Origin of the sequence: Cohnella sp. GCM10027633, assembly GCF_042675445.1 — a bacterium.
In the GTDB taxonomy this organism is placed as follows: domain Bacteria; phylum Bacillota; class Bacilli; order Paenibacillales; family Paenibacillaceae; genus Cohnella.
Genome location: NZ_JBHTGV010000001.1, coordinates 224,901 through 247,243 on the forward strand (window position 1 = coordinate 224,901; position 22,343 = coordinate 247,243).

Genomic DNA, 22,343 nt, shown 5'->3' on the forward strand with positions numbered 1-22,343 from the left:
ACGTTCTCCTCTCGTTACAGAACTTGCTCGAATCCGCCGAACCAATTCGTCCAGCCGTGTCTTGCGCCCTCGAGGCCGTGAACGTTCGAGAACCCGGTCTGTTCGAGATGCAGATTCACCTTGCCTTCGCCAAGATCTTGCAACGTCCACGTAACCGTGTGAGACTCGCCGGTTACGCCCCACGTATAGCTCAGCTTGCGCGGTTCGTCCACGATCAGCACTTCGCCTTCGACGATGCCGTTCCAGAACTTGTTCGGCTCCGTGCGGAACTGGAATTTATGCCCTACGACGGGCTTGAAATCGTTCGTCATGATCCACTTCGCGAGCTTGTCCGGATCGGTTAACGCCGCCCAAGCCTTCTCGATCGTCGTCGCGTATTGAAAGTCCAAGGATAAAGCTAAACTCATGGTTCTTCCTCCTCTAGTAGCGGTTTCAACCGCAGCATGCTCGTCGTCCAGAACAAACTGTAGAATGCGACCCAATCTTGCACTTCGCGCAGAGGCGCCGGGTTCAGCTTGAACCTCGTCTCTCTCCCGACCTTGCGGTCGATGACGAGACCGGCTTCCTTCAACACCGTCAAGTGCTTCGATACCGCCGTTCGTCCCATATCGAACTGGGTCGTCAGCTCGTGAAGCGGGATCTCGTCTGCTTGCGCGAGCAGATGTATGATTCGGCGCCTGGTAGGATCCGCGATCGCGTCGAACACGTCCCTCGTTCGCTGGTTTTCGTCCACAACACCTTCACCTAATTTTGGGTGGATTTCCGAAACGGACACCGTTTGGTGACATTTCGATTATAAGGCGCCGTTCGGTGGCGTGTCAACTTTCGATAGGATCCCCCCGCTCTTTGTCTTCATGAATAAAAAGGTACCGCGGCGACACCCTATATGCGTTCATGTATCGAGGAATCGATGGAGGTGAGTGAGAACGTGTATTACTACAAAGAAGAGCTGATTAACGTCATCGAGACGGATCGACCGGACCCGGCCGCGGCCAAAGTGCTTCAAGAAGCGCTCGGCGGACAATTCGGCGAGATGAGAACGATGATGCAGTATTTTTTCCAAAGCTCGAACTTCAGAGGCAAAGACAAGCAATATCGGGACTTGCTTCGAGGCGTGTTCTTAGAAGAGATCGCGCACGTGGAATTGGTACAGAATACGATCAATCAATTGTTGAACGATGCGGGGTTGTCGACCCCGGGCAACGCGGGCAACGACGCCGCGCCGATCGACGAGGCTGTCAAGCATGGCAACCCTCATCACTTCATCATGGGCGCGAAGAGCTCTTTGCCCGTCGATGGGGGCGGCAATCCGTGGAACGGTTCCTGGGTGTACAGTCACGGCAATCTGGTCGCGGATCTGCTGAACAACGTCGTGCTCGAATCGACCGGCGTATTGCAGAAGACGAGAATATACGAGATGAGCTCCAACAAGGCGTTCAGGGAAACGCTCGGCTTCCTGATCGTTCGGGACAACGCCCATCAGAACGCGTTCGCCAAAGCGTTGGAAACGTTAGGCGTCGACTGGGGCAAAATTTTCCCGGTTCCGAACTACGATATCAACAAATATCCCGAGTGCCGGAAATACGTAGACAAAGGCTTCCATAACGCGCAATTCAACTTCCGTCTCGACCCTACTCGGATCGCGGAAGTGTTCAAAGGCGCGAGCCCGAGCCGCAACGACGGCACGCTATCGGTCACGCCGCCTCCAGCGGGTTTCCCGGTGCCGCAGCTTCCGGATATGCCGAACGAACATAGTCCCGGGGTAGCCGATCTGCAAAGGTAAAACAAAAGCGACATACCACTACTCGAAAGGCGGCAGCAACGAATGGGAATTTTAAGCGGCAATCAGAAGAAACAACCGTTACACTTCGGTGAAGCGTACGATATCTGGCAGTTCTCGATGGCTGCCAAAGGCTGCGTCTCCGCTTATCGCGCATACAGCTATCATGCGGGCGACAAGGAACTTAAGGGAATCATCGGCGACATGATCAATCAAGCGGAGCTCGAAGTTGCGGAGTGCGACGAGATATTGGTCCATAACGGGCTTGTCCCGGCCCCGGGCTTGCCGGATCGCCCCGAAGCCCGCTGGGAAGACATTCCGGTCGGCGCCCGGTTCACGGACATAGAGATCGCTGGGATGCTGGCGCTCGATTCGGCTGCGGGCCTTGTCGTCTGCAGTCAAATCATGGGCAAGTCGATCCGCGAGGACATCGGCGCATTGTTCGCGAAGTACCATGCGACCAAAGCAGCCATCGGATTAAAGGCGCTTCGCTTGAGCAAAGAAAAAGGGTGGCTGGTTCCCCCGCCTCTTCTCATTGAAAGACCGCAATACGAAGAAGCTCTCAAGTAAACGATCAAGCCCGCCGATATGGCGGGCTTGATTCGTTATCAGCTTCTTACCGTAATGACCACGTTTCCTCTTTTGCGTTTCCCTTCGACGTAACGATGAGCATCCGCGATCTGTTCGAACGGATAGCTTCTATCGATAACCGGTCTAATCCGTTGTTCCTCGCAAAGCTCTTGGAGCAAGAGAAGATCTTCACGCCGTATCTTCTGCGACATGTCCGCGCTTACGAACTTTCCGTTCGGTAGAAGCGCCTTCCGATATCGGGCTTTCGAGAGCTTCGACATTCGCTTGCCTACCGCATCGAAGACGAGATCGTAACGTTCGTCGCCGGCGGTGAAGTCCTGCTTCGTATAATCGATGACCCGATCGGCGCCGATCGAACGGACCAAGTCCAGATTCGCGGTACTGCAAACCCCGGTAACGTCAGCGCCGAAATGCTTGGCAAGCTGTACCGCGTAGGTGCCTACGCTTCCGGAAGCGCCGTAGATGAGCACTTTTTTCCCGCTTGCGATATCGCCTTTCCTTAGGAAATTCAATGCCGTTATTCCGCCCGTAGGGACAGCTGCCGCTTCCTCGTAAGACATATGCGCGGGTTTGATGGCCACCAATCCGTCATCCGGCAAACATCTGTACTCGGCGTATGCCCCGAATCCGATGCCACAGAACGCGAATACTCGGTCGCCTTCCTTGAATCGCGTCACGTCCTTGCCTACGGCTTCGACTTCCCCGGCCAGCTCGAACCCGAGTATCGTCACCTTCTTCGGTCTTAGGAGTCCGTTATACAGTCTTGCCAGGAACGGGTCGGCCTTGCGCATGCGCCAATCTCCCGCCGTTACCGTCGTCGCATGGATTCGTATCAGAATTTCGTTGCTCTTGGGCGAAGGCTTGTCGACCTCTCTTAGCTGAAGAACGTCGGGCGATCCGTATGCGGCGTAAACGACTGCTCTCATCATTCGTTCCTCCTACTCGATAGACGGGGACTGGGAATATTCCCCGCGATTTACCCTAATCATAACAAAAATCCGCCGGCGCATCGCCGACGGATTTACGGTTATCGCATTATTCCCTGCACGTCTCGCATACGCCGTAGAACTCGACCTGATAGCGATCGACCTCGAATGCGCCATTGCGAGTACCTGCCGCCATCAGCGCTTCGGTCTCGCTCGGCTCCAAGTCGTATATGCCGCCGCAAACTTTGCAATTGAAATGCCAATGTTCCGCCTCGCTTACTTCGAAGTGACTCGACTTGTCCCCGTTCGCGAGCTCTCTGACGACGCCGAGCTCCTTCAGCTTACGAAGCGTGTTATACACGGTCGCTTGGCTGACGAACGGAAACTTCCCGGTCATCATCGAATAGATCCGTTCGGCGGTCGGATGGGACAATTCGAACAGGAGTTCGACGATATGAACGCGCTGGGGCGTCATCCGCAGACCTTCTTCTCTCATATGGTCCAATATCGAATCCTTGCTCATCCTTGTCCCCTCCTCGTTATCGTTCTAGTTCAAGTCGAACCGATCCGCGTTCATGACCTTCGTCCATGCGGAGACGAAGTCGCGCACGAATTTCCGTTGATTATCGTCCTGTGCGTACACTTCCGCGATGGCGCGCAGAACGGAGTTCGATCCGAACACGAGGTCGACGACGGTCGCCGTGCGCACGACGGCACCCGTCTTGCGATCTCGCCCTTCGTATACGACGCCGTCAACCGGCCTCCACTGGATGCCCATGTCGAGCAAGTTCACGAAGAAGTCGTTCGTAAGCGTGCCTGCCCGGTTCGTGAATACGCCGTGCTTCGTGCCGCCGTAGTTCGCGCCCAACACGCGCAAGCCACCGATCAGAACGGTCAATTCCGGCGCGGTAAGATTAAGCAGGTGCGCCTTGTCGACGAGGAGCTCGGCCGGACTTACGCCGTATTGCTTCTTCTGGTAGTTGCGGAAGCCGTCCGCGATCGGCTCCAGCACCGCGAAGCTCTCCGTGTCGGTTTGCTCTTGCGTCGCATCGCCGCGGCCCGGCGTGAACGGAACGGACGCTTCGTAGCCTGCGTCGCGCGCCGCCTTCTCTACCGCCGCGCTGCCGCCTAGGACGATCAGATCGGCCAAGCTGACCGGCTTGCCGAAGTCTTCTTGAATGCCCTCGAGAATCGTCAACACCTTGGACAGCTGTCCCGGCTGATTGACTTCCCAATCCTTCTGAGGGGCAAGGCGGATACGGGCGCCGTTCGCGCCGCCGCGCATATCGGAGCCGCGGAACGTGCTAGCCGAAGCCCAAGCGGTCGTAACCAGCTCGCTAACCTTTAGGCCGGAATCCAGAATCTTCGTCTTCAGGTCTTCGATGTCCGCATCCGTTAACGCGGATGCAGCCGCCGGAATCGGATCTTGCCAGATCAGCTCTTCCTCCGGCACTTCCGGACCGAGATATCTGGCAAGAGGCCCCATGTCGCGGTGCGTAAGCTTGAACCATGCGCGAGCGAACGCATCCGCGAATTCGTCCGGATTCTCGTAGTAACGGCGGGAAATCTTCTCGTACGCGGGATCCAAGCGGAGCGCCATGTCCGCGGTCGTCATGATCGTCGGCACGCGTATGGACGAATCCTCCGCGTCCGGCGCAAGATGCTCTGCCGCAGGATTGACCGGCGTCCATTGGTGCGCTCCAGCCGGGCTCTTCGTCAATTGCCATTCGTAGCCGAACAGAAGTTCGAAGAAGCCGTTATCCCATTGCGTCGGATTCGCGGTCCATGCTCCTTCGATGCCGCTCGTGATCGTGTCGCGGCCTTTGCCGGAGCCGTGCGTGCTCAGCCAGCCCAAGCCGAGCGCTTCGACGGCCGCGGCTTCCGGCTCCGCGCCGACGTGCGCGGCATCGCCCGCGCCGTGAGCCTTGCCGAACGTATGTCCGCCGGCCACGAGAGCGACCGTTTCTTCATCGTTCATGCCCATCCGCTTGAACGTCTCGCGGATGTCGCGACCGCTCGCGAGCGGATCCGGATTGCCGTTCGGACCTTCCGGGTTCACGTAGATGAGACCCATCTGCACGGCGGCCAGCGGATTCTCGAGATTCCGATCGCCGGAGTAACGCTTATCCCCCAGCCATTCTTTCTCGCCGCCCCAGTAGATATCTTCTTCCGGGTGCCAGATGTCCGCGCGTCCGCCGCCGAAGCCGAACGTCTTGCCGCCCATCGATTCGATGGCGACATTGCCCGTCAGAACGAACAAGTCCGCCCAAGAGATCTTGTTGCCGTACTTCTGCTTAATCGGCCAGAGCAGCCGACGCGCTTTGTCGAGGTTGCCGTTATCCGGCCAGCTATTCAGCGGAGCGAACCTTTGGTTGCCTGTATTCGCGCCCCCGCGTCCGTCTCCCGTGCGGTATGTACCTGCCGCGTGCCATGCCATACGAATGAAGAACGGACCGTAATGTCCGTAGTCGGCCGGCCACCAATCTTGGCTGTCCGTCATCAGGTCGCGAAGATCTTGCTTCAATGCTTGATAGTCTAACGTCTTGAACGCTTCGGCGTAATCGAAATCGTCGCCTAGCGGATTCGTCTTGCGATCGTGCTGATGAAGAATATTCAAGTTCAACTGATTGGGCCACCAGTCCTTGTTCGACGTGCCGCTCGACGTGTGGCTCGTCGCGCCCCCGTGGTGGAACGGGCATTTGCCTGCGCTTGCGTTAACCGTTGCGTCCATTGTTACCTCTCCATTCAGTTTAAATTAAATTCTAAATAATAATAATTACAATCTACACTCTATTTATAATACGATCCGGGACAGAAAGCAATACAAATTCGCAAGATGTTATTCGAGGATTTGGAACGGCGCGGCAAGCGTTGCTTCTAGTTGCGTTCCCTTTCCGTCAAACGATTTTACGATGCGATAAATCCCGGCCGGCAAGCCTGGAAGCGTTATCTTGTATATGGTGTTTTGTCCGGGTTTAAGCGTGTAACCAGCCATATCGAAGAGTACCAGTGCATTGTATGTTAACGTTTGCCATTCATTTTTCTCGTATCGTTCGATCTGATAACTTGATCCGAAGAACAACTCCGTAGGTCCGAAGTTTTCAAGCTTCAATAAGACGACGTCGCTCCCTTCATACTCGGGTTTATCCGTCGTGAGTTGCGCGTTCAATGCTTGCGGAGGCACTTCAATCAGCGATAAGAGCGTATCTTCGACTTCGCCGCGTTCGTTTACGACTTCCGCGCTTAACAGATAGAGAGCTCCATCTTTATCTGGTAAATTGGCGGTAAAGGTTCCGGTTAACGATATCTCCTCTTTCAGAAGGCTGATCTTCTCCAGATTCGCGTTTCTTTCCGTGAGTTGGAACCGAATTGTCCGATCTCCGGGAACGCGATAGATATACACGCTTATCTCTTCGCCCGGTAATACTTTCCCGGAGGCAATGGCAAATCCCGAACCTAACCATCGATTCGTGCGTTCCCCATATTCGGTTCGATGTTCCAATCCTTCGTTAAAGTTCAACGGCAGTACAAAAGGCGGATCGTGAAGCTTAGATGTATCGCCGACGCTGCTCGGCAATTCGTTATACTCGGACTTGATCCAAGTCCACTTCGCCCTTTTCGTTTCGGGACGAGGAGCAATCCGAACCGTTCTTGTCTTCGGATCCCAGTTCACGACGTTGCCGAACGTCTCGACGACGATCCGAAGCGGTACGTAAATCGTTTTGTTTTTCACGAACGGAGGATACTTTGCTTTGATCGTATCGGACACGACATTCGACTTCGCGTTTCCTACCGTGAAATACGCCGTTTTATCGATATTCATGTACATAACGAGATTGTTCTTCGTATCAGCGATGGAAGCGAATGCAAGCTCGGGCGTCGCGTTGAACGCTTCGGCGGGAACAAATACCACTCCGTTGACCATCAAGGGCTGATACGCATTCGTGACGTCTTTATCGCTAACTTGGATACGTAAGTTCGTTGCAGCGAATGAATGGGTATTTAACGTCGTAAACCATAATATGCCGACGGCAAGGGCAAACAAAGCTTTCATCTCTTTACCTCCGATGAGAGTATCGTCCATGAACCGACTATGTAGTTAAACGCTCGGCATGTAAAAAAGTTCCAGCCCTACTTGCATATATAGCAGAAAAAAAACGACTGCTTCTCGGCAGCCGTTCCGTTCGCGTATTAGCCGATCTTGACAGGGATGCAATACTCGATCTCCCACAGCCCTTCCGGGTGATGAACGGGATTGCGGTAATAAATCTCTAACGCGGGACGCGAGACGTCCCATATGTAAGGGCTTCGTGGCAGCCATTCGATGCAGACCATGTGCAGCAGATCGATAATGAAATCGGGCTTCTCCGCAAGCTTAACGACCGCGTATTTGCCCCCTGGAATCGTACGGACGTCCACTTCACCGGCAGGCGTTATCGGATGCTCCGTCGTTACGCAAGCATCGTATCGATGTCGGCCCGGAGGCGTAATATACGGGTCATCATGGACAAGCCCTACCGCGAAGCTGCCCGACGCCAGCGCCTCCCTCGCTTCCAACCACGAGAATAAGCGCTCGTAACTGTCCGATATCGCCGGATTGCTCTTCCCTTCGTTGATCGTCCCCCAATACCTTGCGTACGCCGCATGCATCGGGGACATATTCCGTATCTCGATCGGAAGCTTCTCCAGCTTACTCGCCAGCTCGGCCGTTCGTTCTGGCGTCAACCGTGACTTGAATTGCCGCGCGACGGCACCGAGTCGATATCGCTCGCGGTGTTCGGACGCGCTCCATCCGGTATGCTCGCGGAACGCTCTGCAGAAGTGCGCGGAGCTCCGCAAGCCGCAATCGAACGCGATATCCGATATACCGCGGTCCGGATGGAATAGCAGTAATTTGATCGCCTTCTCGATGCGAATACGGCGAATATAAGCGTGAACGTTCTCTCCGATGACCGCCTTGAACACCCGATGGAAGTGATATGGGGAAAAAGCGCTCACGCCCGACACTTCCTCCAACGTCAATGGATTCGTAAGGTTGGCTTCGATATAATCGATGACCCGGTTGACGGCGTGCCGGTACTCCGATTGCATGACTTGGGCTCCCACCGATCGCGGCCCCCGTTCCGATAGGTTCGGCTAAATGCTAGCTTCTCTCTATTATAGCAATAATCGTTAATCGGTCAGCAAAATATCGGAAGACGCGAAAGCACCGCAACGGTACGGTAATCGGAGAAACGAATTCGATGACAAGGATGTGTCCCTCCGATGCGCGTAGCCCGTACATTCGTTAAGTTGATTGCGTTAGGAACGGCAGTTGGATTAATCATGGTCTCGACGAGCTGCAATTCAGGAGCGTCGTCGCCTCTTGTCGCGCCGCAAACCGAGGATAAGGTGTTCGAATTGCTTAACGGAGAATGGCCGCTAGGCACGCCGGAACAAGTCAGCATGGATGCAGAAGAAATCGACGAAGTCATGCAAGACGCCAGGCTTTCTCCGCAGATCCTCTCTCTTCTCTTGATCAAAGACGGCATGCTCGTCTCCGAATATTACAAGGAAGGTACGTCGGATACGAAGCGTGCAATCCATTCCGTAACCAAGAGCGTAACCTCCCTTCTGATCGGAATCGCGATCGATCAAGGCTATCTGAACGGTTCGAACGAGCCGATCGCTCCCTACTTCCCCGACTATCGGGATGCGTTCGATTCCCCAGGCAAGAGCGACATTACTGTCGCTCGGTTACTCGACATGACGAGCGGACTGCATTTTCCGGAGTGGACGGAATGGAATTATAGTCTGCGTCCAATGAGGGACAGCGAGGATTGGAACGGCTTCGTGCTCGGGCAACGGATGGATGCCAAGCCCGGCGAGCTTTGGAATTACAACACCGGCAGTTCCCAGTTGCTGGCTGCTATCCTGAGCCGGACGACCGGACAATCCGAATTTGCATTCGCGCGGGAGCGGCTATTCGGTCCGCTCCGTATCGACGACGTGGATTGGCCGCCTTCTCCGGACGGTTCGAATACGGGAGGCTTCGGCCTGAAGATGACCGCGAGGGACTTGGCGAAGATCGGGCTTCTCGTCTTGAACCGCGGCGTATGGAACGGCAAACGAATCGTCTCGGAGTCTTGGCTGACGGAATCGACCTCGAGACACGCTGCCGGGAACGCTTTTTTCGGAACGTACGGTTATCATTGGTGGTTAAGCCGATATGCGGGACATGAGGCGATATTCGGGATGGGATACGGAGGCCAATACTTGACCATCGTGCCCGATCTGAATCTAGTCATCGTCTTGAACTCGGCGGCTACGGGCAATGCGGAAGACACGATCGTGCCCATCCCTTATATCGATCGGTTGGTTCGGGCGGTTAACGACGGATAAGCTCGAACGATTGCGTAACTTCGCGATTCGATCGATAGGATTGTATCGGTATTCGATAAGATTGCAGAGGAAGCCGAAGAGAACGGGGGCTAAGCTTGAAGAGAGCGCGCCTTAAGCATGAAGGGAGGGAATTCGCGATCGTTGGGACACGGATAAGGACTAGGGTTATTGCGCGCTCGGATTGGATTCGAATAATCTACGATATCGGAGCGTGAATGGAAGATGGCCTTGATGTTCAGATCGAAAAGAACGATCGGAATATGTCTCGTCATCGCATTATCGTTCGCCATACTCGGCCTATTCAGAACCCCTGTCACCAATGCCGCGTTGGTCGAAGGCAAAGACAACACCCCTACCCCGACTGGAATGGCGAAGCCCGCCAAGAACGTCCCTTACGTCGATCCGGTGTACGGCACGAGCGTCACGCGGGTGACCGACCCGACGGCCGACGGCATCACGCCGTTCGGCATCAATCATTATTCGCGAATCCAGCTAATCAACAGCGATAATACGAAGATGCTGATCTTGTCCTGGGGCAGCGCGGCCTGGAACGTGTATAACGCCAATCCCCCTTATAACAAGATCCAGTCGATATCCGGCTACAATATCGGCGGAGGAGCCGCGGAACCGCAATGGGATCCGAGCAACCCGAACGTTTTCTACTACATGAGCGAGAACGGCGGAACGAAACGGATCTACAAGTACGATTTGTCCAATCCGACTAGCCCGTCCAGCACCGTCGGCGATTTCAACGGCAGACTGCCGTGGCCGTGTTCCTATGTATCCACGAAAGCAGAAGGCTCGCCCTCCGCGGATGCCCGTTATTGGGCGCTCGCTTGCACGAACGCGAGCGGGCAGGCGGTCGGTTATTTCACATGGGATATGCAGACGGACACCATTCTCGCAACGTTGACCGTGACGTCTTCGAACGGTTTGGCCGCGATCGATTACGTCACGATGTCTCCGTCGGGCAACTACGTGGTCATGGGTATCGTAGGAGCGCCTGGCGCCGTGCAATACGACAGGCAACTTAACTACGTTCGCCAATTGGCAACGACTTCCCAACATTCGGATATCGCCCTGCTGCCGAATGGCAATGACGCCTATGTCGCGCTCGATTATGGCAGCAACGGCGGAGACGTTTTCTATATCGATCTTGTTACGGGCGTGAAAACGGTGCTGTTCGATACCTACATTAGCGGAAGCGGTACCGCGGTCCATTTCTCGGGCAAAGGGTACAACAAGCCGGGATGGGTCGTTGTCTCGACGTACCAGAAGGGTCCCGGTCAGCATTGGTTCTACAACAAAATATTCGCGGTCGAGTTAGCGGCGAACCCTCGCATCTACTCTCTCGCGCATAACCATGTGGCGACGATGCCGCCTAACGATACTTACTGGATGGCACCGAAAGCGACCGTGAACAGAGACTTCACGAAGGTATTGTTCAACTCGAACTGGGAAGTCGTGACGAACGAAGCAGGCATCGACAGCTACATGATCAATCTTAGCTCCTCGGACATCCCGTATCTCGGCGGGCCGACGCCGACGCCTACACCTACTCCGACGCCAACTCCAACTCCAACCCCTACGCCGACACCGACACCTACGCCAACGCCTACTCCGCCTACGCCGGGGCTCGTCGATGATCAAGGCTCGGGCATTACGTACTCCAATTGGTTCCAATACAACAATGACGCGAACTACCACGGCAGCACGAAGACGGTAACCAACATAACGAACGCGACGGCGGACTATACGTTCAACGGCACCGGCATCGCGATCTACGCGTCCAAGCTGCCGGCGGGCGGCATGTTCGACGTCTATATCGACAACATGACGACGCCTGTGGCCACCGTCGATACGTACAATCAAGGCTCTCAAATCTACAAGGTTAAGGTGTACGAGAATACGACGCTCGCGGACGGCGCACATACGATCAGGCTGAAGCTGGCCGGACAACATAACGCCCAGTCTTCCGGCTACAACGTCGGCTTCGATTACTTCATGGTATTGCCGAAGATCGTCGACGACCAAAACTCGGGTATCTCGTACGGGCCGAACTGGAATAACACGACTTCCTCCTATTATTACGGCGGAACGAAGAGCACGTCCTTTACGACGAACGCCTATTTCGACTATTCGTTCATCGGCACCGGGTTCTCCATATACGCTACGACGCAGCCGTACGCCGGCAAGTTCGATGTCTACATCGACAACATGACGACGCCGGCCGCCACCGTCGACACGTACAGCGCGACGCAGTTATTCAAAGTCAAAGTGTACGAGAACAATACGCTGTCAGCCGGCGCGCATACGGTAAGAGTGAAGCTGAACGGACAGAAGCATAGCAACTCCGGAGGGTACAATATCGGATTCGATTATTTCCGATTCCCGTAATCGCTAGCGACAACGCGAAGAAGCCGAACGGACGATCCTGCCCGTTCGGCTTTTGTTCGCGCTTCGTCATTTATCGCGGTCGAATTGGGTAATCATGAGCCGGTTGCCTTCGAGGTCCTCGAAGTCGAAGCTGCGATGGTCTCCGTATTGCCGTATCGGATGGACAATTGCGCCGCGAACGGACAAGCTGCGGTGCGCTTCCGCGAGGTCCGTCGTATCTAACGAGAACGCCGGCCGTCTCATCGGCTCCCCGCCTTCCTCCGCTAGAAGCAGGTGCATCACGTACGATCCCGAGACGGTTAACTCGCAATAATTATCGTAATCATGCGCTCCCCGCTCGAATCCTAGCATTCGCTCGTACCATCCGGCAGCGGCCTCGATATCCCGGACGTAGACAAGCACGCCGTTGATCTTCTCGTTGACTAATGCAGTCTCGGGACGGAGAGAGTCCGGGCTCACGCTTGCGTCCCTGCACACCATAACGAGATTCCCGTCCGGGTCCTTGAGAACGAAGAACGAAATATCGCCATGGTACTCCGGTTCCCCGAACAACTCGAAACCGTTGTCCTTCACGTAGGACAAGGATGCTTCGAGATCATCGGTCGCGAATAAGAGCGGAATCGTAAAATCTTGATATTGGAGATGACGATTGGCGTCGAGCAGCAGGCTTCCCCCTCTCTCGACCGGCAAAGCGACGATTTCGCCTTCCGGAACGTACTCGTCCTCGGCAATGCCGAGCAAGTCCGCGTACCAACTCGCCATCGCAGCCATGTCTTTCACGTCGATGAAGGCGGCGCCTACTCGCGGCTGAATCGGGCTGCCATGAATCGGTTCGATGACGGCCGAATCCTCGGAGGCGGTCCAGCATACCATCTGCGCATTGCCTTCCGGATCCCGGAAAGTAAAGTAAGCCATCACGTCCCCAAGATGCTCCGGTTCTCCTAACGGTTCGCCTCGTTCCTTCACATATGCATACGCATGATCGATGTCCGGCGTCTTGAACATAAGCCTCGGCTTCATCGACTCGCGCCAATCTGGATTTCGTCGGTTACCGGCATTATCGTCCAAGATCAGATGCGTGTCCGGCAGATCGTACCAATAGACGGGTCCACCGTTGAAGCGATCCTCGAGCATCGGCAGGCCAAGCAGGCGATTATACCATTCGGCTGACCTCCGTAAGTCCGTGACATGCAGGAATATCGAAGCGATGCTGCGATTCAATGGCGATGCAGCGCTAATACGGTTGTTCAATCGGAACGGCCTCCTTGTCGGTGATGCGAATGAGCAATCCTTCTGGCGAACGAACATGGAACCCGATGATCCCGTCGCGTTCCTTACACGCGTCCATCGCGATGCCCCGCTCGCTTAGCTTGCGGTACGTCTCGCCGATTCTCTCGGCCATCAGCGTATGACGCGATCGATGCGCTCAAACATCGCAGGTCGTTTCTTCGTCCGGCCATCGCGGACAGTCCATTCTTTACTCCTCCCAGAACAAAGCGCGACGGTCCTGCTCCCTGCCGAGGTCGAGTAAGCGGGCGCGTTCGAGCGAATCGAAGCTTGCTCCATGACCGTCGCCTCTCTCTCCCTGGCCCGCGGACCGTTATTCTCGGCAAATCATGATTTTGTTGCCGTTCGGATCTTTAACGACGAACCATTGATCGTGTTCGATTTCCGTTACGAGTTCTACGCCGAGCGCCTTCGCGTGCGCCAACGATCCCTGCAAGTCGCCTGTGAGGAACATGAACGCCGGCGTTACGATCGGAGGTGCCCCGTCCGGTTGCTGCCCGCCCCACTTCGGCATCGTATCCAGGATGACGCCTGCGCCCTCCATCGGCAGCGGGCACAGATGTCCGAAGACGATTTCGCATGCCTCAGCGTCTAATCCGAGCAACCGGCAATACCAGTCGCGGGATTCCTCGATATTTTGGACCGGGATAAATACGCTTCCGATCTTGTTCTTGATCGGGCTGGCTTGCACAGAGCCTGTTAACTGCTGCTGTTCGTTCATCGGCCTTCCTCCTTGGATCGATCTTAGCGCCTTGGGCGCCATCGCGGGTTTGTAACTTTCAGGTAACGTTCTTCTTAGGGGTTGACGGCCCATTCGGATGCCTCGCTTTCGTGAGTGGTGAGAATCGGGACGCAGCACTCGACCTCGACGGACCGTTCGAATGCCGCGTCTTCTGTTAACCCAGCGGCGCCTGGTACGTACGCGGCGTACCACGTTCGGTCGTCGTCCGGCGCGTAATCGGCCGACGTGCCAAGCCATCGGTAGATCCGATCGAGTACGCCGGTCATCGATCCATATGCTTTCGTCCGAATGCAGGCATAAGTCCCGCCTTCCAGCTGGCTGATTTGATGCTCGTCATCCTGCATAGGGATGAAGCCGTTGGGCACGGACACCAACAGCTCGCAATGCTCGTCTTCTCCCGGCTCATGTCCATGGCTGCGAGACATGAACAGCTGTAGCCGGCTATGTCCGGCAGGGACATTCCGATTGATCCATCCGATCGCGGCTTCATCCGCCAAGTCGGCGCTCCGAGGACCTTCCGCGCGGAATCGAATGACGCTCGCGGCATCACGCTTGACGATGACGATCGGTTCCGCGTCTAATCGGCGACGGACGGGAAGATACAGCTTCAGCCGGACGATCTGTCCGCCGTGTTGCAGGTATTCTTCCAGAAACGGCTCCTCCCCGAGCTCAAACGTGCTTCTCGGCAACCATTCGGAGAGGAGCCTGTTCCACGCCGCGACGATGTCGGAGGCTTTCCCCGCCGCTACCCGTGTCATGGCGTACAAATTACCACGCACATCCGTCCGAGTCAGTAGCGGATGCTCCGGCACCGGCATCGCCTCGCCGACAGCGACCATCTGATACCCGAATAGCGCGGCATGACCGCTAATCTCGACGTTCCATCCGAACAACTTCATTCTGACTGAATCGAGACCGCAATCGGCGAGTACGCTTCGGAACCTGCCGAGAGCCTCTTCCTCGAGCCCCTCCTCGAACGAAGCGACGTGCAGGAAGCCGATGCCGGCTTGCGAAGCAAGGCGGACGACCCTTACGTCCGGATAGCGCGCGGAGACGTCCCGATCCTCCGCGTAGGCGTAATCTTCGCGAAGAACGATGCTCTCGAAGCTGTAGATGCAATCCGACTGCCTGTACAAGCCCGGCGTAAGTCCCGTGTGACGCTTAAACGCCTTGATGAACGTCTGATACGTCTCGAAGCCGAGACGATAGCCGATCTCGTTGGCCGGCATCTTCGAATATCGCAGTTGCAATCCCGCTTCGCTCGTCCTTCTCTTGCGGACGTATTCCTTGATCGGGTGTCCGGTCATCGCATGGAACAACCGGTATAGCTGCGGGACGGACATCGCGGCCGCACCGGCGATCCGCTCCAATGCCAGAGGCTCGAACAGATGTTCTTCGATATAATCGATGGCGTTCTGTACGATATCGGCGGTATGCATAGCGCCTCCCCACCCTCGGATCAATAGCGGAATTTGTTCTATGCACACATCATAGCAAATCGCGAGAACGCGGGAATGTATTTTTTTATCACATTCGCGAACCTACGATCGTCGCCCCGATAATGTCGTCTATCCGGAATCTCTCGCCGTCGATCATGAACGTTCGGCTATACGGATCCACGCGGTCTACGACGCCGATCGCGGCGCAGTCTTCAACCTCGTGGTAGAGCCGGAACTCCGCGTCCAACCGCATGCCGAGCGATTCCATCAGGACGCGCATTATGAGCTCTCGTTCGCGTATTTCTAACAAAGGCCTCTCTCTTCGAAGATGCGGCAGCTCCGACAACATCGCCGGGGCATATTCGCAAGGTTCTTCCTTACGCTCGTCGTGAACCACATCGATCATCACCTTATTCTAAGATACGTCTATTATAAGCGAACGTATGTTCTTAATCAATCGAGTAATGCACGAGGAACATACGAAAAGCAGCTCCAACGTCCGAATGAACGTTAGAGCTGCTTCATATTACGATAAGCTTATTACTGCGCCGACTCGGCGAACTTCATCGCCTCGGCAGACGTTAGCGGTCCGATAATGCCGTAATTAATGCCATTAACCGTCCAATAGAGCTCGACAAGCTCCGGTTGCTCGAAGACGTAGCCTTCCGCGTCGCCTACTTGCGCCTTGGTGAACAGCTCCATCGGGAACGCGCCGGCCAATCGGCTTGCCGAGAACGTAATCGTCTTCTCGCCGGCCGTATAGGTGAATACGATATCTCTCGTCGGCTCGCCCTTCATCCCGACCGCGACGATGTTCGACAGCGTATAACCTTCCGGCGCGGCTGCGGGAACGAGCACGCCCGGACCGAACGCCGTTCTTGCTTCCTCTATCGTGTCTAGCGTCGTCGTAACCAATGGGGACAGCTCCGAACCCGAGGCTCCTTCGTTCCCCGTCGGCGACGGCTCGGCAATTTGATCGGTCGGAGCCGGCGCGGCAGGGTTTTGCAGCATCGGGAATCCGACGAAGAGGATGATCGCCGCGGCCAGCGCCGCCGTACCGACGATCCACGCTCTCGGGAACGCGAATTTACGCTTCGCCTTCCCGGCCGCAGCTTGCCGGCGGATGCTCTCTTTGACGTTGTCGCTTAATTCCATTCGGGAGAACAACAGTTCATCCGATTCTTCGCGAATTCGTTGACGCAATACGCGATCGTTGTCCGTCATCGTTCTACTCCTCCTTATTGTTCATCTCTCTGGCTAACGCTTCGCGAGCCCGGTGCAGTCTGTTCCGCACCGTCCCTTCGGGAGCCGACGTCGCTTCCGCGATCTCCCGCGTGCTCAGATCCAAGTAATAGTACAGATACAACGCTTCTTGGTACGGCAAGGGCAAGCGAAGCAGATGCCGAAGCACCTCGCTCTTCTCCAGCCGTTCAAGCGCCTCTTCCTCGACGCTGATCGTTCTGCCTTGCGCCATCCGGTGAGGGTCGGTCGGTTGCTCGGTGAACATCCGCAGCCCCATTTTGTCCCGGCAGGCGTTAACGGTAATCGTCGTCAACCACGTCTTGACGGTGCTGTCTCCCCTGAAGGTTGCCCAATTGCGGAAGGCTCGCAGGAATACTTCCTGGCTAATATCCTCCGCGAGATGCCGATCGCCCGTATAGAAATACGCGGTACGCATGACGGTCACTCCGTATTGTTCCATCAGTTGCTCAAGCGCTTGATCGGGTTGTTGCGAGAAGCTTTCTTTGATTGGCAAGCCGGCCGGCTTCACTGGATAACCACCTCCACCCTATTAGACGGCTCGTGCGCGGATTCCGCTTCACGTTGCGATTAATAATTGCAAAACAGGCAGGTCGCTTGGGACCTGCCTGTCGGTGCTACGTCTTATTGTTACCCTACTTCAGCTTCAACATATCCGCCCCCATCTGAACGAACGTCGCGGCATTGTAGAGCATCAACACGTCTTTGATGCCGTTCTGCTCCATGTAACTGCCGATCGGGCCGTTGTAGTAACGCAAGTCGATGACGTGGATCTCGGAGACGTGGCCTACCAAGAAAGGGATGAAGCTATGCGCGTACGAATCCTTCAGGACGAGCAGCTTGTCCGGTTTCTTGTCCTCCGGCGAGGAATCGCTCTTGATGATCGTCAGCGCGTGAACGCCGCCCATGAAGTAAGAATACTTGTCCTTCTTGTTCAGGTAATCAGGCGCGTACAAGCTCGTATGCGTCTCGTTCGTGTCCGCGACGTACATCGTGAGCCGACCCTGACGCTTCGGGGTATAGACTTCGATCGCGTCCGGCCGCGAACCGGCGAATTGACTTTTGGAATGGAAGCTTCCGAGGAACGAATCGCTTACGGCTTCTATGTCGAAGTCCGACTCCGGCATCGGCTCCCACCTCATGCTCCGCGCATACGCTTCGTAAGCCAGATAAGCACCGCGCGTCGTCCAGTGGTGGTCCGTACGGTAATAGATGTCCTCGTTCTTGTGCGGAAGCAGCACGTCGTATCCGTTCAGGAACGAGACTTCGCCATGGAACCGATTCCCGACGGAAGCGATCGTCTCCTTCTGCGAACCTGACGGTGCCTTCCAAGGGAGCAGCTCCGGGTAGACGCCTACCGAAGTCGGCGCGAGCAGGAACTTGACGTCCGCCTCCGGATGAGCGAGGGCGAATCGCTTAATCGCTTCCGTATAGGCGTCAAGCTTCGCGTCATCAGGCTCGTCATATCGCTCGAACAAGTAACCGCCTTGACCCTTGTAGATCCCGTTGTTGTCTTGCTTCAGACGAAGCTGCTCCGTCGCCGACTTCGCCCACACCCATCGGTCCCGGTACGGAAAATGGTCGATGACGTAATCTTCCAGTTGCTGCGGAACTTCCTTCGAGAAGACGCCTTCCCAAGAGAGCTTGGGAAACTTCTGCAGGTATCGGTTCTCCGTCTCGGAGAACGGCAGCTTCGGGGAGAGGAAGAACAAGGCGGAAGCCGCGAACAAGACGGACACGAAGCCGACGACGAGCAGTTTATCCGATCTCGCGCTCATTGTTGACACTCCTTGCTGGATTAGAAACGGAAATACAAGAACGGATTGAACGTTGCGTCGACCAAGTAGGCAACGCTTAGGAAGAACAACGCCGCCAAGCCGAACATTCGGACGGGAGCGGCGTAATCGCGTCTCCAAGCGCCTCCCGGAACGGATGCCATGACGAGAACGGCAAGCAGTATCGCGTTCGTATAGAGGGCGTAAGCAGCGGCATCGTTCCAAGCGGATTGCCCGTTCGCTCCGAACAACGCTTGGAAGTAGCGCCCGACGTTCGACAAGCTATCGAAGGCGAACAGCACCCAACCGATCAAGATGAGCACGATCGCGTAGGCGTGCCGGAAAGCACGCGGTAATCGGCCCAGCAGCTTGAGCAGCCACAGCTTCTCCAAGACGAGCACGACGCCGAAGTACGCGCCCCATAACAGGAAGTTCCAACTCGCTCCGTGCCAGATGCCCGTGAGCACCCAGACGATCATGATGTTGCGAAGCTGCTTCGCCAATCCGTGCCTATTGCCGCCAAGCGGCACGTACACGTAGTCTCTGAACCAGCTGCCGAGCGAGATGTGCCATCTGCGCCAGAAATCCGTAATGCTCTGCGCCGCGTACGGCTTATTGAAGTTCTCGTTGAACCGGAAGCCGAACATGAGGCCGAGTCCGATCGCCATGTCGGAGTAACCGCTGAAGTCGAAGTAGATCTGGAACGCGAACGCGATGATGCCGAGCCATGCGAGCAACGCCGGCAACGACTGCAGATCCGATGACGATACCGCGTCCCAGACGAGACCGATATTGTTGGCTAACAGCACTTTCTTCGCCAGTCCGATGACGAACCTCCGAATGCCCTCTGCGAACCCCGCGATCGTCACTTGCCTCGTCTTCAACTGCTCGGCAATCGTGTTATACTGGACGATCGGACCGGCTACCAGCTGCGGGAACAAGGCGACGAACGTGCCGAAGTCGATCCAGTTGCGCTGAGCTCGCGCTGTTCCCCTGTACACGTCGATGATGTAGGACATCGATTGGAACGTGTAGAACGAGATGCCGATCGGAAGCGCCAGCTCGGTAAGAGGAATCGAAGTACCCAGCGCGGTGTTAACGTTCGCGATCAGGAAATCCGCGTATTTGAAATACGAGAGCAACCCGAGGTTGACGAAGACCGACGAGACGACGATCGCCTTGCGCGTCGCCGCGCTGCGGTTCCGATTGTCGAGCAGCAGGCCGAAGCCGTAATCCGTCACCGTCGACAGCAACATGATGCAGATGTAGACCGGCTCGCCCCATGCGTAGAACACGAGGCTTGTCAGGAACAAGACGAGGTTGCGCGCCCGCTTCGGCGAACCGAAGTAGAGCGCAAGCACGGCCGGAAGGTACAGGAACAGGAAGAACAGGCTGCTGAATACCATGACCGATTACTTGTCTAGCGCGTCGCGGAATGCCTTTTCGATTTCGTCGGCATCCTCCGAAATGACGAAGAGCACGTAGCTACCGTTCGTGACGACCCGATAATCTTTGGCGATTTCGTATTGATCCTGCAAGTACGTCTTGAACTGCTCCTGCACGAACGCCGCGCGCTTCTCGATGCCTGCTTTCACCTTATCGATATCTTTCTTGTTCTTTACTTTGAAGATTCCGATCTCGTTCGTCTTGACGTTCATCATCGGGGCATGGACGGAAAACTCGGCGAGCAAGCTCGCGTCGAGCTCGTAAGCGTTCTTCAGATCGTCGGCTGTCATCTCCATATACATCGGCTGTTCGATGCCGGCTACGATCGCGTCGTACAGCTTCGATACGGACGGCCCGGACTCTTCTGGCGCCGGAGTAGGCTTCGGCGTAGGTTTCGGAGTAGGCTTCGGTTTAGCGGCCGGCTTCTCGGTCGGCTTCGGGCTCGGGCTCGGTTCCGGCTTCTCCGTCGGCTCCGGAGACGGAGAAGCACTCGGCGAAGCTTCCGGGCTCGGCGAAGCGGAAGGCTCCTGGGACGGCGTTGCCGATGCTTCGGAAGAAGCGCCCGCCGATGCTTCCGCGGAAGCGCTCGTGCTCGATTCGGCGCTCGCACTGGGCGTTGCCGAAGGAGAATTTCCGTTCGAGTTATCGTTCGTACCGCCGCAAGCGGTTAATGTTCCACCTATAATGGCAGTTGCGATTAGCAAGGCGATGATGCGTTTTTTGTTGTTCATGGTGACACGCTCCTGGGTTATGTTGTCGATTTGCACGAGTACAGAGACGCAGGATAGATGACAAAGGTTGCAACGAATCGTAGCCAATACATACCATGGCGTTTCATCGAGAGGGACCAAACTTTTCGTTAGGCTGGCGCGTCTTAGGGTAACGGCCTATCTAGCAAAGGAGAGTATATTCGCCATGGCTGCTTCCCCCGCATCCCAGGAAGTCATGCAATGCATTATGAAACACAAGGATAACGCCTATCGATTGGCATATACGTACGTCAGAAATTCCGACGATGCGTTGGACGTCATGCAAGAAGCGATTCAGAAGGCTTTAACGGCCTCGAAGTCGCTGAAAGACGCCGCCCAAGCGAAGAGTTGGTTTTATCGAATCGTCATTAACGCAGCGCTGGATTTGTTGCGGAAGAAGAAGCGCCTATTCCCTCTCGCGGAAGAAACGCTCGAAACCTACGGATTAAGCGCGCAAGACGACTATCGGAACTTCGACTTGGAGCATGCTTTGAATTTGCTCCCTCCCCTATACCGTAGCGTCGTCGTGCTTCGTTACTTCGAAGACATGAAGATCGAAGAAGTCGCGCACGTGCTCAACGAGAACGTCAACACCGTCAAGTCGCGGCTATACGAAGCGCTCAAGAAGCTGCGCGTCCTCATGAACGAAGATACGTTAAAAGAGGTGAGTATCCATGGATAACCGGTTGAACGAACTGAAACGTCAGTACGGCGATATTCCGGTACCTGATCGATTGGAACTCGTCGTCGAGGAAGCGTTCAACCGGCATGCCCGCAAGAATATGTTCCGGGGCAGACGGATTGCCGCAACTGCGGCCGTCGTCGCGACGTTATTCATGTACGCGCTGAACGTAAGCGCTTCTTTTGCGAGCGCGGCTTCCAAATGGCCCGTGATCGGTCCTCTCGCCAAAGTTCTCACCCTGCGCGAATACAAGGTGGAAGAACCGACTTATAAAGCGAATATTCAAGTTCCGGTCATTACCGGGCTCGGGGATCCGAGGGCGGAACAAGAACTGAACGACAAGTACGCGGCGGAAGGCCGAAGATTGTACGATGAGTTCATAGCGGAGATCGAACTGATGAAGCAAAACGGCGGAGGTCAAGCGGGTATCGAGAGCGGCTACGTCGTCAAAACCGACAACGAACGTCTTCTGTCCATCGGACGATACGTCGTGAATACGGTCGGCTCTTCCTCCACGACGTTCGAGTACGATACGGTGGACAAAGTCGGCCGTGTTCTCCTAACGTTGCCGGGTCTATTCAAAGACGACCGCTATATCGACCTCATCAGCGCCAATATCAAGGAACAAATGCTGGGAAGAATGAAGCAAGACGCGAACGCGTTCTTCTGGGTGAAGGGCAACGGCACGGAAGAGTCCGAGATGAATTTCACGACGATAACGAAAGACGACAATTTCTACATCGATCCCGACGGCAAGCTGGTTATCTTCTTCGATAAGTATGCCGTCGCGCCCGGTTCGATGGGCATCGTGGAATTCGTCATTCCGAGTGAGCTGCTCGCTGACGTACTGATTCATCATGACTACGTAAAATAAGCCAAACGGTGGAC

At 55.7% G+C, this 22,343-nt stretch carries 23 protein-coding genes; 6 read left to right on the forward strand and 17 right to left on the reverse strand.

Annotated features, from left to right (window positions below; all coding sequences use genetic code 11):
- Nucleotides 1-14: 14 nt before the first annotated feature.
- Nucleotides 15-407 carry an SRPBCC family protein gene (locus tag ACFQZG_RS00920; RefSeq protein WP_378149201.1) on the reverse strand — a complete coding sequence of 131 codons (393 nt, stop codon included), beginning with the start codon at nt 405-407 and terminating at the stop codon, nt 15-17.
- A complete protein-coding gene (locus ACFQZG_RS00925; protein WP_378149203.1) occupies nt 404-733 on the reverse strand; it encodes an ArsR/SmtB family transcription factor in 330 nt (109 codons plus the stop codon). Before ACFQZG_RS00925 ends, ACFQZG_RS00920 begins: the two co-directional genes overlap by 4 nt.
- Before the next feature lie 195 nt (nt 734-928).
- On the opposite strand from ACFQZG_RS00925, the gene ACFQZG_RS00930 reads away from it, so the two are divergent.
- Complete coding sequence (locus ACFQZG_RS00930; protein WP_378150416.1) at nt 929-1,783, forward strand: manganese catalase family protein; 855 nt, start codon at nt 929-931, stop codon at nt 1,781-1,783.
- A gap of 42 nt (nt 1,784-1,825) precedes the next feature.
- Nucleotides 1,826-2,350, forward strand: a complete 525-nt coding sequence (locus ACFQZG_RS00935) for a DUF3231 family protein (protein ID WP_378149204.1) — start codon at nt 1,826-1,828, stop codon at nt 2,348-2,350.
- Nucleotides 2,351-2,388: 38 nt separating this feature from the next.
- On the opposite strand, the gene ACFQZG_RS00940 is transcribed toward ACFQZG_RS00935, so the two are convergent.
- The 5 genes from ACFQZG_RS00940 to ACFQZG_RS00960 form a co-directional block, all read right to left on the reverse strand.
- Nucleotides 2,389-3,297 (reverse strand): NAD(P)-dependent alcohol dehydrogenase, encoded by a 909-nt coding sequence (locus tag ACFQZG_RS00940; RefSeq protein WP_378149206.1) that lies wholly within the window; start codon nt 3,295-3,297, stop codon nt 2,389-2,391.
- 109 nt (nt 3,298-3,406) lie between these two features.
- Nucleotides 3,407-3,820, reverse strand: a complete 414-nt coding sequence (locus ACFQZG_RS00945; protein WP_378149207.1) for a Fur family transcriptional regulator — start codon at nt 3,818-3,820, stop codon at nt 3,407-3,409.
- A 24-nt stretch (nt 3,821-3,844) separates the two neighbouring features.
- Nucleotides 3,845-6,028, reverse strand: coding sequence for a catalase/peroxidase HPI (gene katG / locus ACFQZG_RS00950; RefSeq protein WP_378149209.1), 2,184 nt, complete (start codon nt 6,026-6,028; stop codon nt 3,845-3,847).
- A gap of 108 nt (nt 6,029-6,136) precedes the next feature.
- Nucleotides 6,137-7,351, reverse strand: coding sequence for an immunoglobulin-like domain-containing protein (locus tag ACFQZG_RS00955; RefSeq protein WP_378149211.1), 1,215 nt, complete (start codon nt 7,349-7,351; stop codon nt 6,137-6,139).
- A 137-nt stretch (nt 7,352-7,488) separates the two neighbouring features.
- A complete protein-coding gene (locus ACFQZG_RS00960; protein ID WP_378149212.1) occupies nt 7,489-8,388 on the reverse strand; it encodes an AraC family transcriptional regulator in 900 nt (299 codons plus the stop codon).
- Nucleotides 8,389-8,622: 234 nt separating this feature from the next.
- Between ACFQZG_RS00960 and ACFQZG_RS00965 the strand changes: the two genes are divergently transcribed.
- Entirely contained in the window at nt 8,623-9,678 is a 1,056-nt protein-coding gene (locus ACFQZG_RS00965; protein ID WP_378149214.1) for a serine hydrolase domain-containing protein, read from the forward strand.
- 231 nt (nt 9,679-9,909) lie between these two features.
- Nucleotides 9,910-12,075, forward strand: coding sequence for a hypothetical protein (locus ACFQZG_RS00970; RefSeq protein ID WP_378149216.1), 2,166 nt, complete (start codon nt 9,910-9,912; stop codon nt 12,073-12,075).
- A gap of 66 nt (nt 12,076-12,141) precedes the next feature.
- On the opposite strand, the gene ACFQZG_RS00975 is transcribed toward ACFQZG_RS00970, so the two are convergent.
- From ACFQZG_RS00975 to ACFQZG_RS01020, 10 genes are all read right to left on the reverse strand, one after another.
- Nucleotides 12,142-13,326, reverse strand: a complete 1,185-nt coding sequence (locus ACFQZG_RS00975) for a VOC family protein (RefSeq protein WP_378149218.1) — start codon at nt 13,324-13,326, stop codon at nt 12,142-12,144.
- Nucleotides 13,310-13,477: a hypothetical protein gene (locus ACFQZG_RS00980; RefSeq protein WP_378149220.1), complete on the reverse strand. Its 168-nt coding sequence runs from the start codon at nt 13,475-13,477 to the stop codon at nt 13,310-13,312. Before ACFQZG_RS00980 ends, ACFQZG_RS00975 begins: the two co-directional genes overlap by 17 nt.
- Before the next feature lie 198 nt (nt 13,478-13,675).
- Complete coding sequence (locus ACFQZG_RS00985) at nt 13,676-14,083, reverse strand: VOC family protein (protein ID WP_378149221.1); 408 nt, start codon at nt 14,081-14,083, stop codon at nt 13,676-13,678.
- Between the two features lie 74 nt (nt 14,084-14,157).
- Complete coding sequence (locus ACFQZG_RS00990) at nt 14,158-15,543, reverse strand: helix-turn-helix domain-containing protein (RefSeq protein ID WP_378149223.1); 1,386 nt, start codon at nt 15,541-15,543, stop codon at nt 14,158-14,160.
- 88 nt (nt 15,544-15,631) lie between these two features.
- Nucleotides 15,632-15,823, reverse strand: a complete 192-nt coding sequence (locus ACFQZG_RS00995; RefSeq protein ID WP_378149225.1) for a hypothetical protein — start codon at nt 15,821-15,823, stop codon at nt 15,632-15,634.
- 260 nt (nt 15,824-16,083) lie between these two features.
- The gene (locus tag ACFQZG_RS01000) at nt 16,084-16,767 is read right to left on the reverse strand and encodes a hypothetical protein (protein ID WP_378149226.1); all 684 of its coding nucleotides are present in this window, start codon (nt 16,765-16,767) and stop codon (nt 16,084-16,086) included.
- Between the two features lie 4 nt (nt 16,768-16,771).
- Nucleotides 16,772-17,314, reverse strand: a complete 543-nt coding sequence (locus tag ACFQZG_RS01005; protein WP_378149228.1) for an RNA polymerase sigma factor — start codon at nt 17,312-17,314, stop codon at nt 16,772-16,774.
- A 124-nt stretch (nt 17,315-17,438) separates the two neighbouring features.
- Nucleotides 17,439-18,581, reverse strand: a complete 1,143-nt coding sequence (locus ACFQZG_RS01010) for a DHHW family protein (protein WP_378149229.1) — start codon at nt 18,579-18,581, stop codon at nt 17,439-17,441.
- Nucleotides 18,582-18,601: 20 nt separating this feature from the next.
- Entirely contained in the window at nt 18,602-19,984 is a 1,383-nt protein-coding gene (locus ACFQZG_RS01015) for an MBOAT family O-acyltransferase (RefSeq protein ID WP_378149231.1), read from the reverse strand.
- A 6-nt stretch (nt 19,985-19,990) separates the two neighbouring features.
- Nucleotides 19,991-20,755: a DUF4358 domain-containing protein gene (locus ACFQZG_RS01020; protein WP_378149233.1), complete on the reverse strand. Its 765-nt coding sequence runs from the start codon at nt 20,753-20,755 to the stop codon at nt 19,991-19,993.
- 184 nt (nt 20,756-20,939) lie between these two features.
- Here ACFQZG_RS01020 and ACFQZG_RS01025 point away from each other — a divergent pair, with 184 nt between their 5' ends.
- Together ACFQZG_RS01025 and rsiV are read left to right on the forward strand one after the other, a co-directional pair.
- Nucleotides 20,940-21,455 carry an RNA polymerase sigma factor SigV gene (locus ACFQZG_RS01025; RefSeq protein ID WP_378149235.1) on the forward strand — a complete coding sequence of 172 codons (516 nt, stop codon included), beginning with the start codon at nt 20,940-20,942 and terminating at the stop codon, nt 21,453-21,455.
- On the forward strand, nt 21,448-22,329 hold the full coding sequence (rsiV, locus tag ACFQZG_RS01030) for an anti-sigma-V factor RsiV (RefSeq protein ID WP_378149236.1): 882 nt from the start codon (nt 21,448-21,450) through the stop codon (nt 22,327-22,329). Before ACFQZG_RS01025 ends, rsiV begins: the two co-directional genes overlap by 8 nt.
- Nucleotides 22,330-22,343 lie beyond the last annotated feature (14 nt).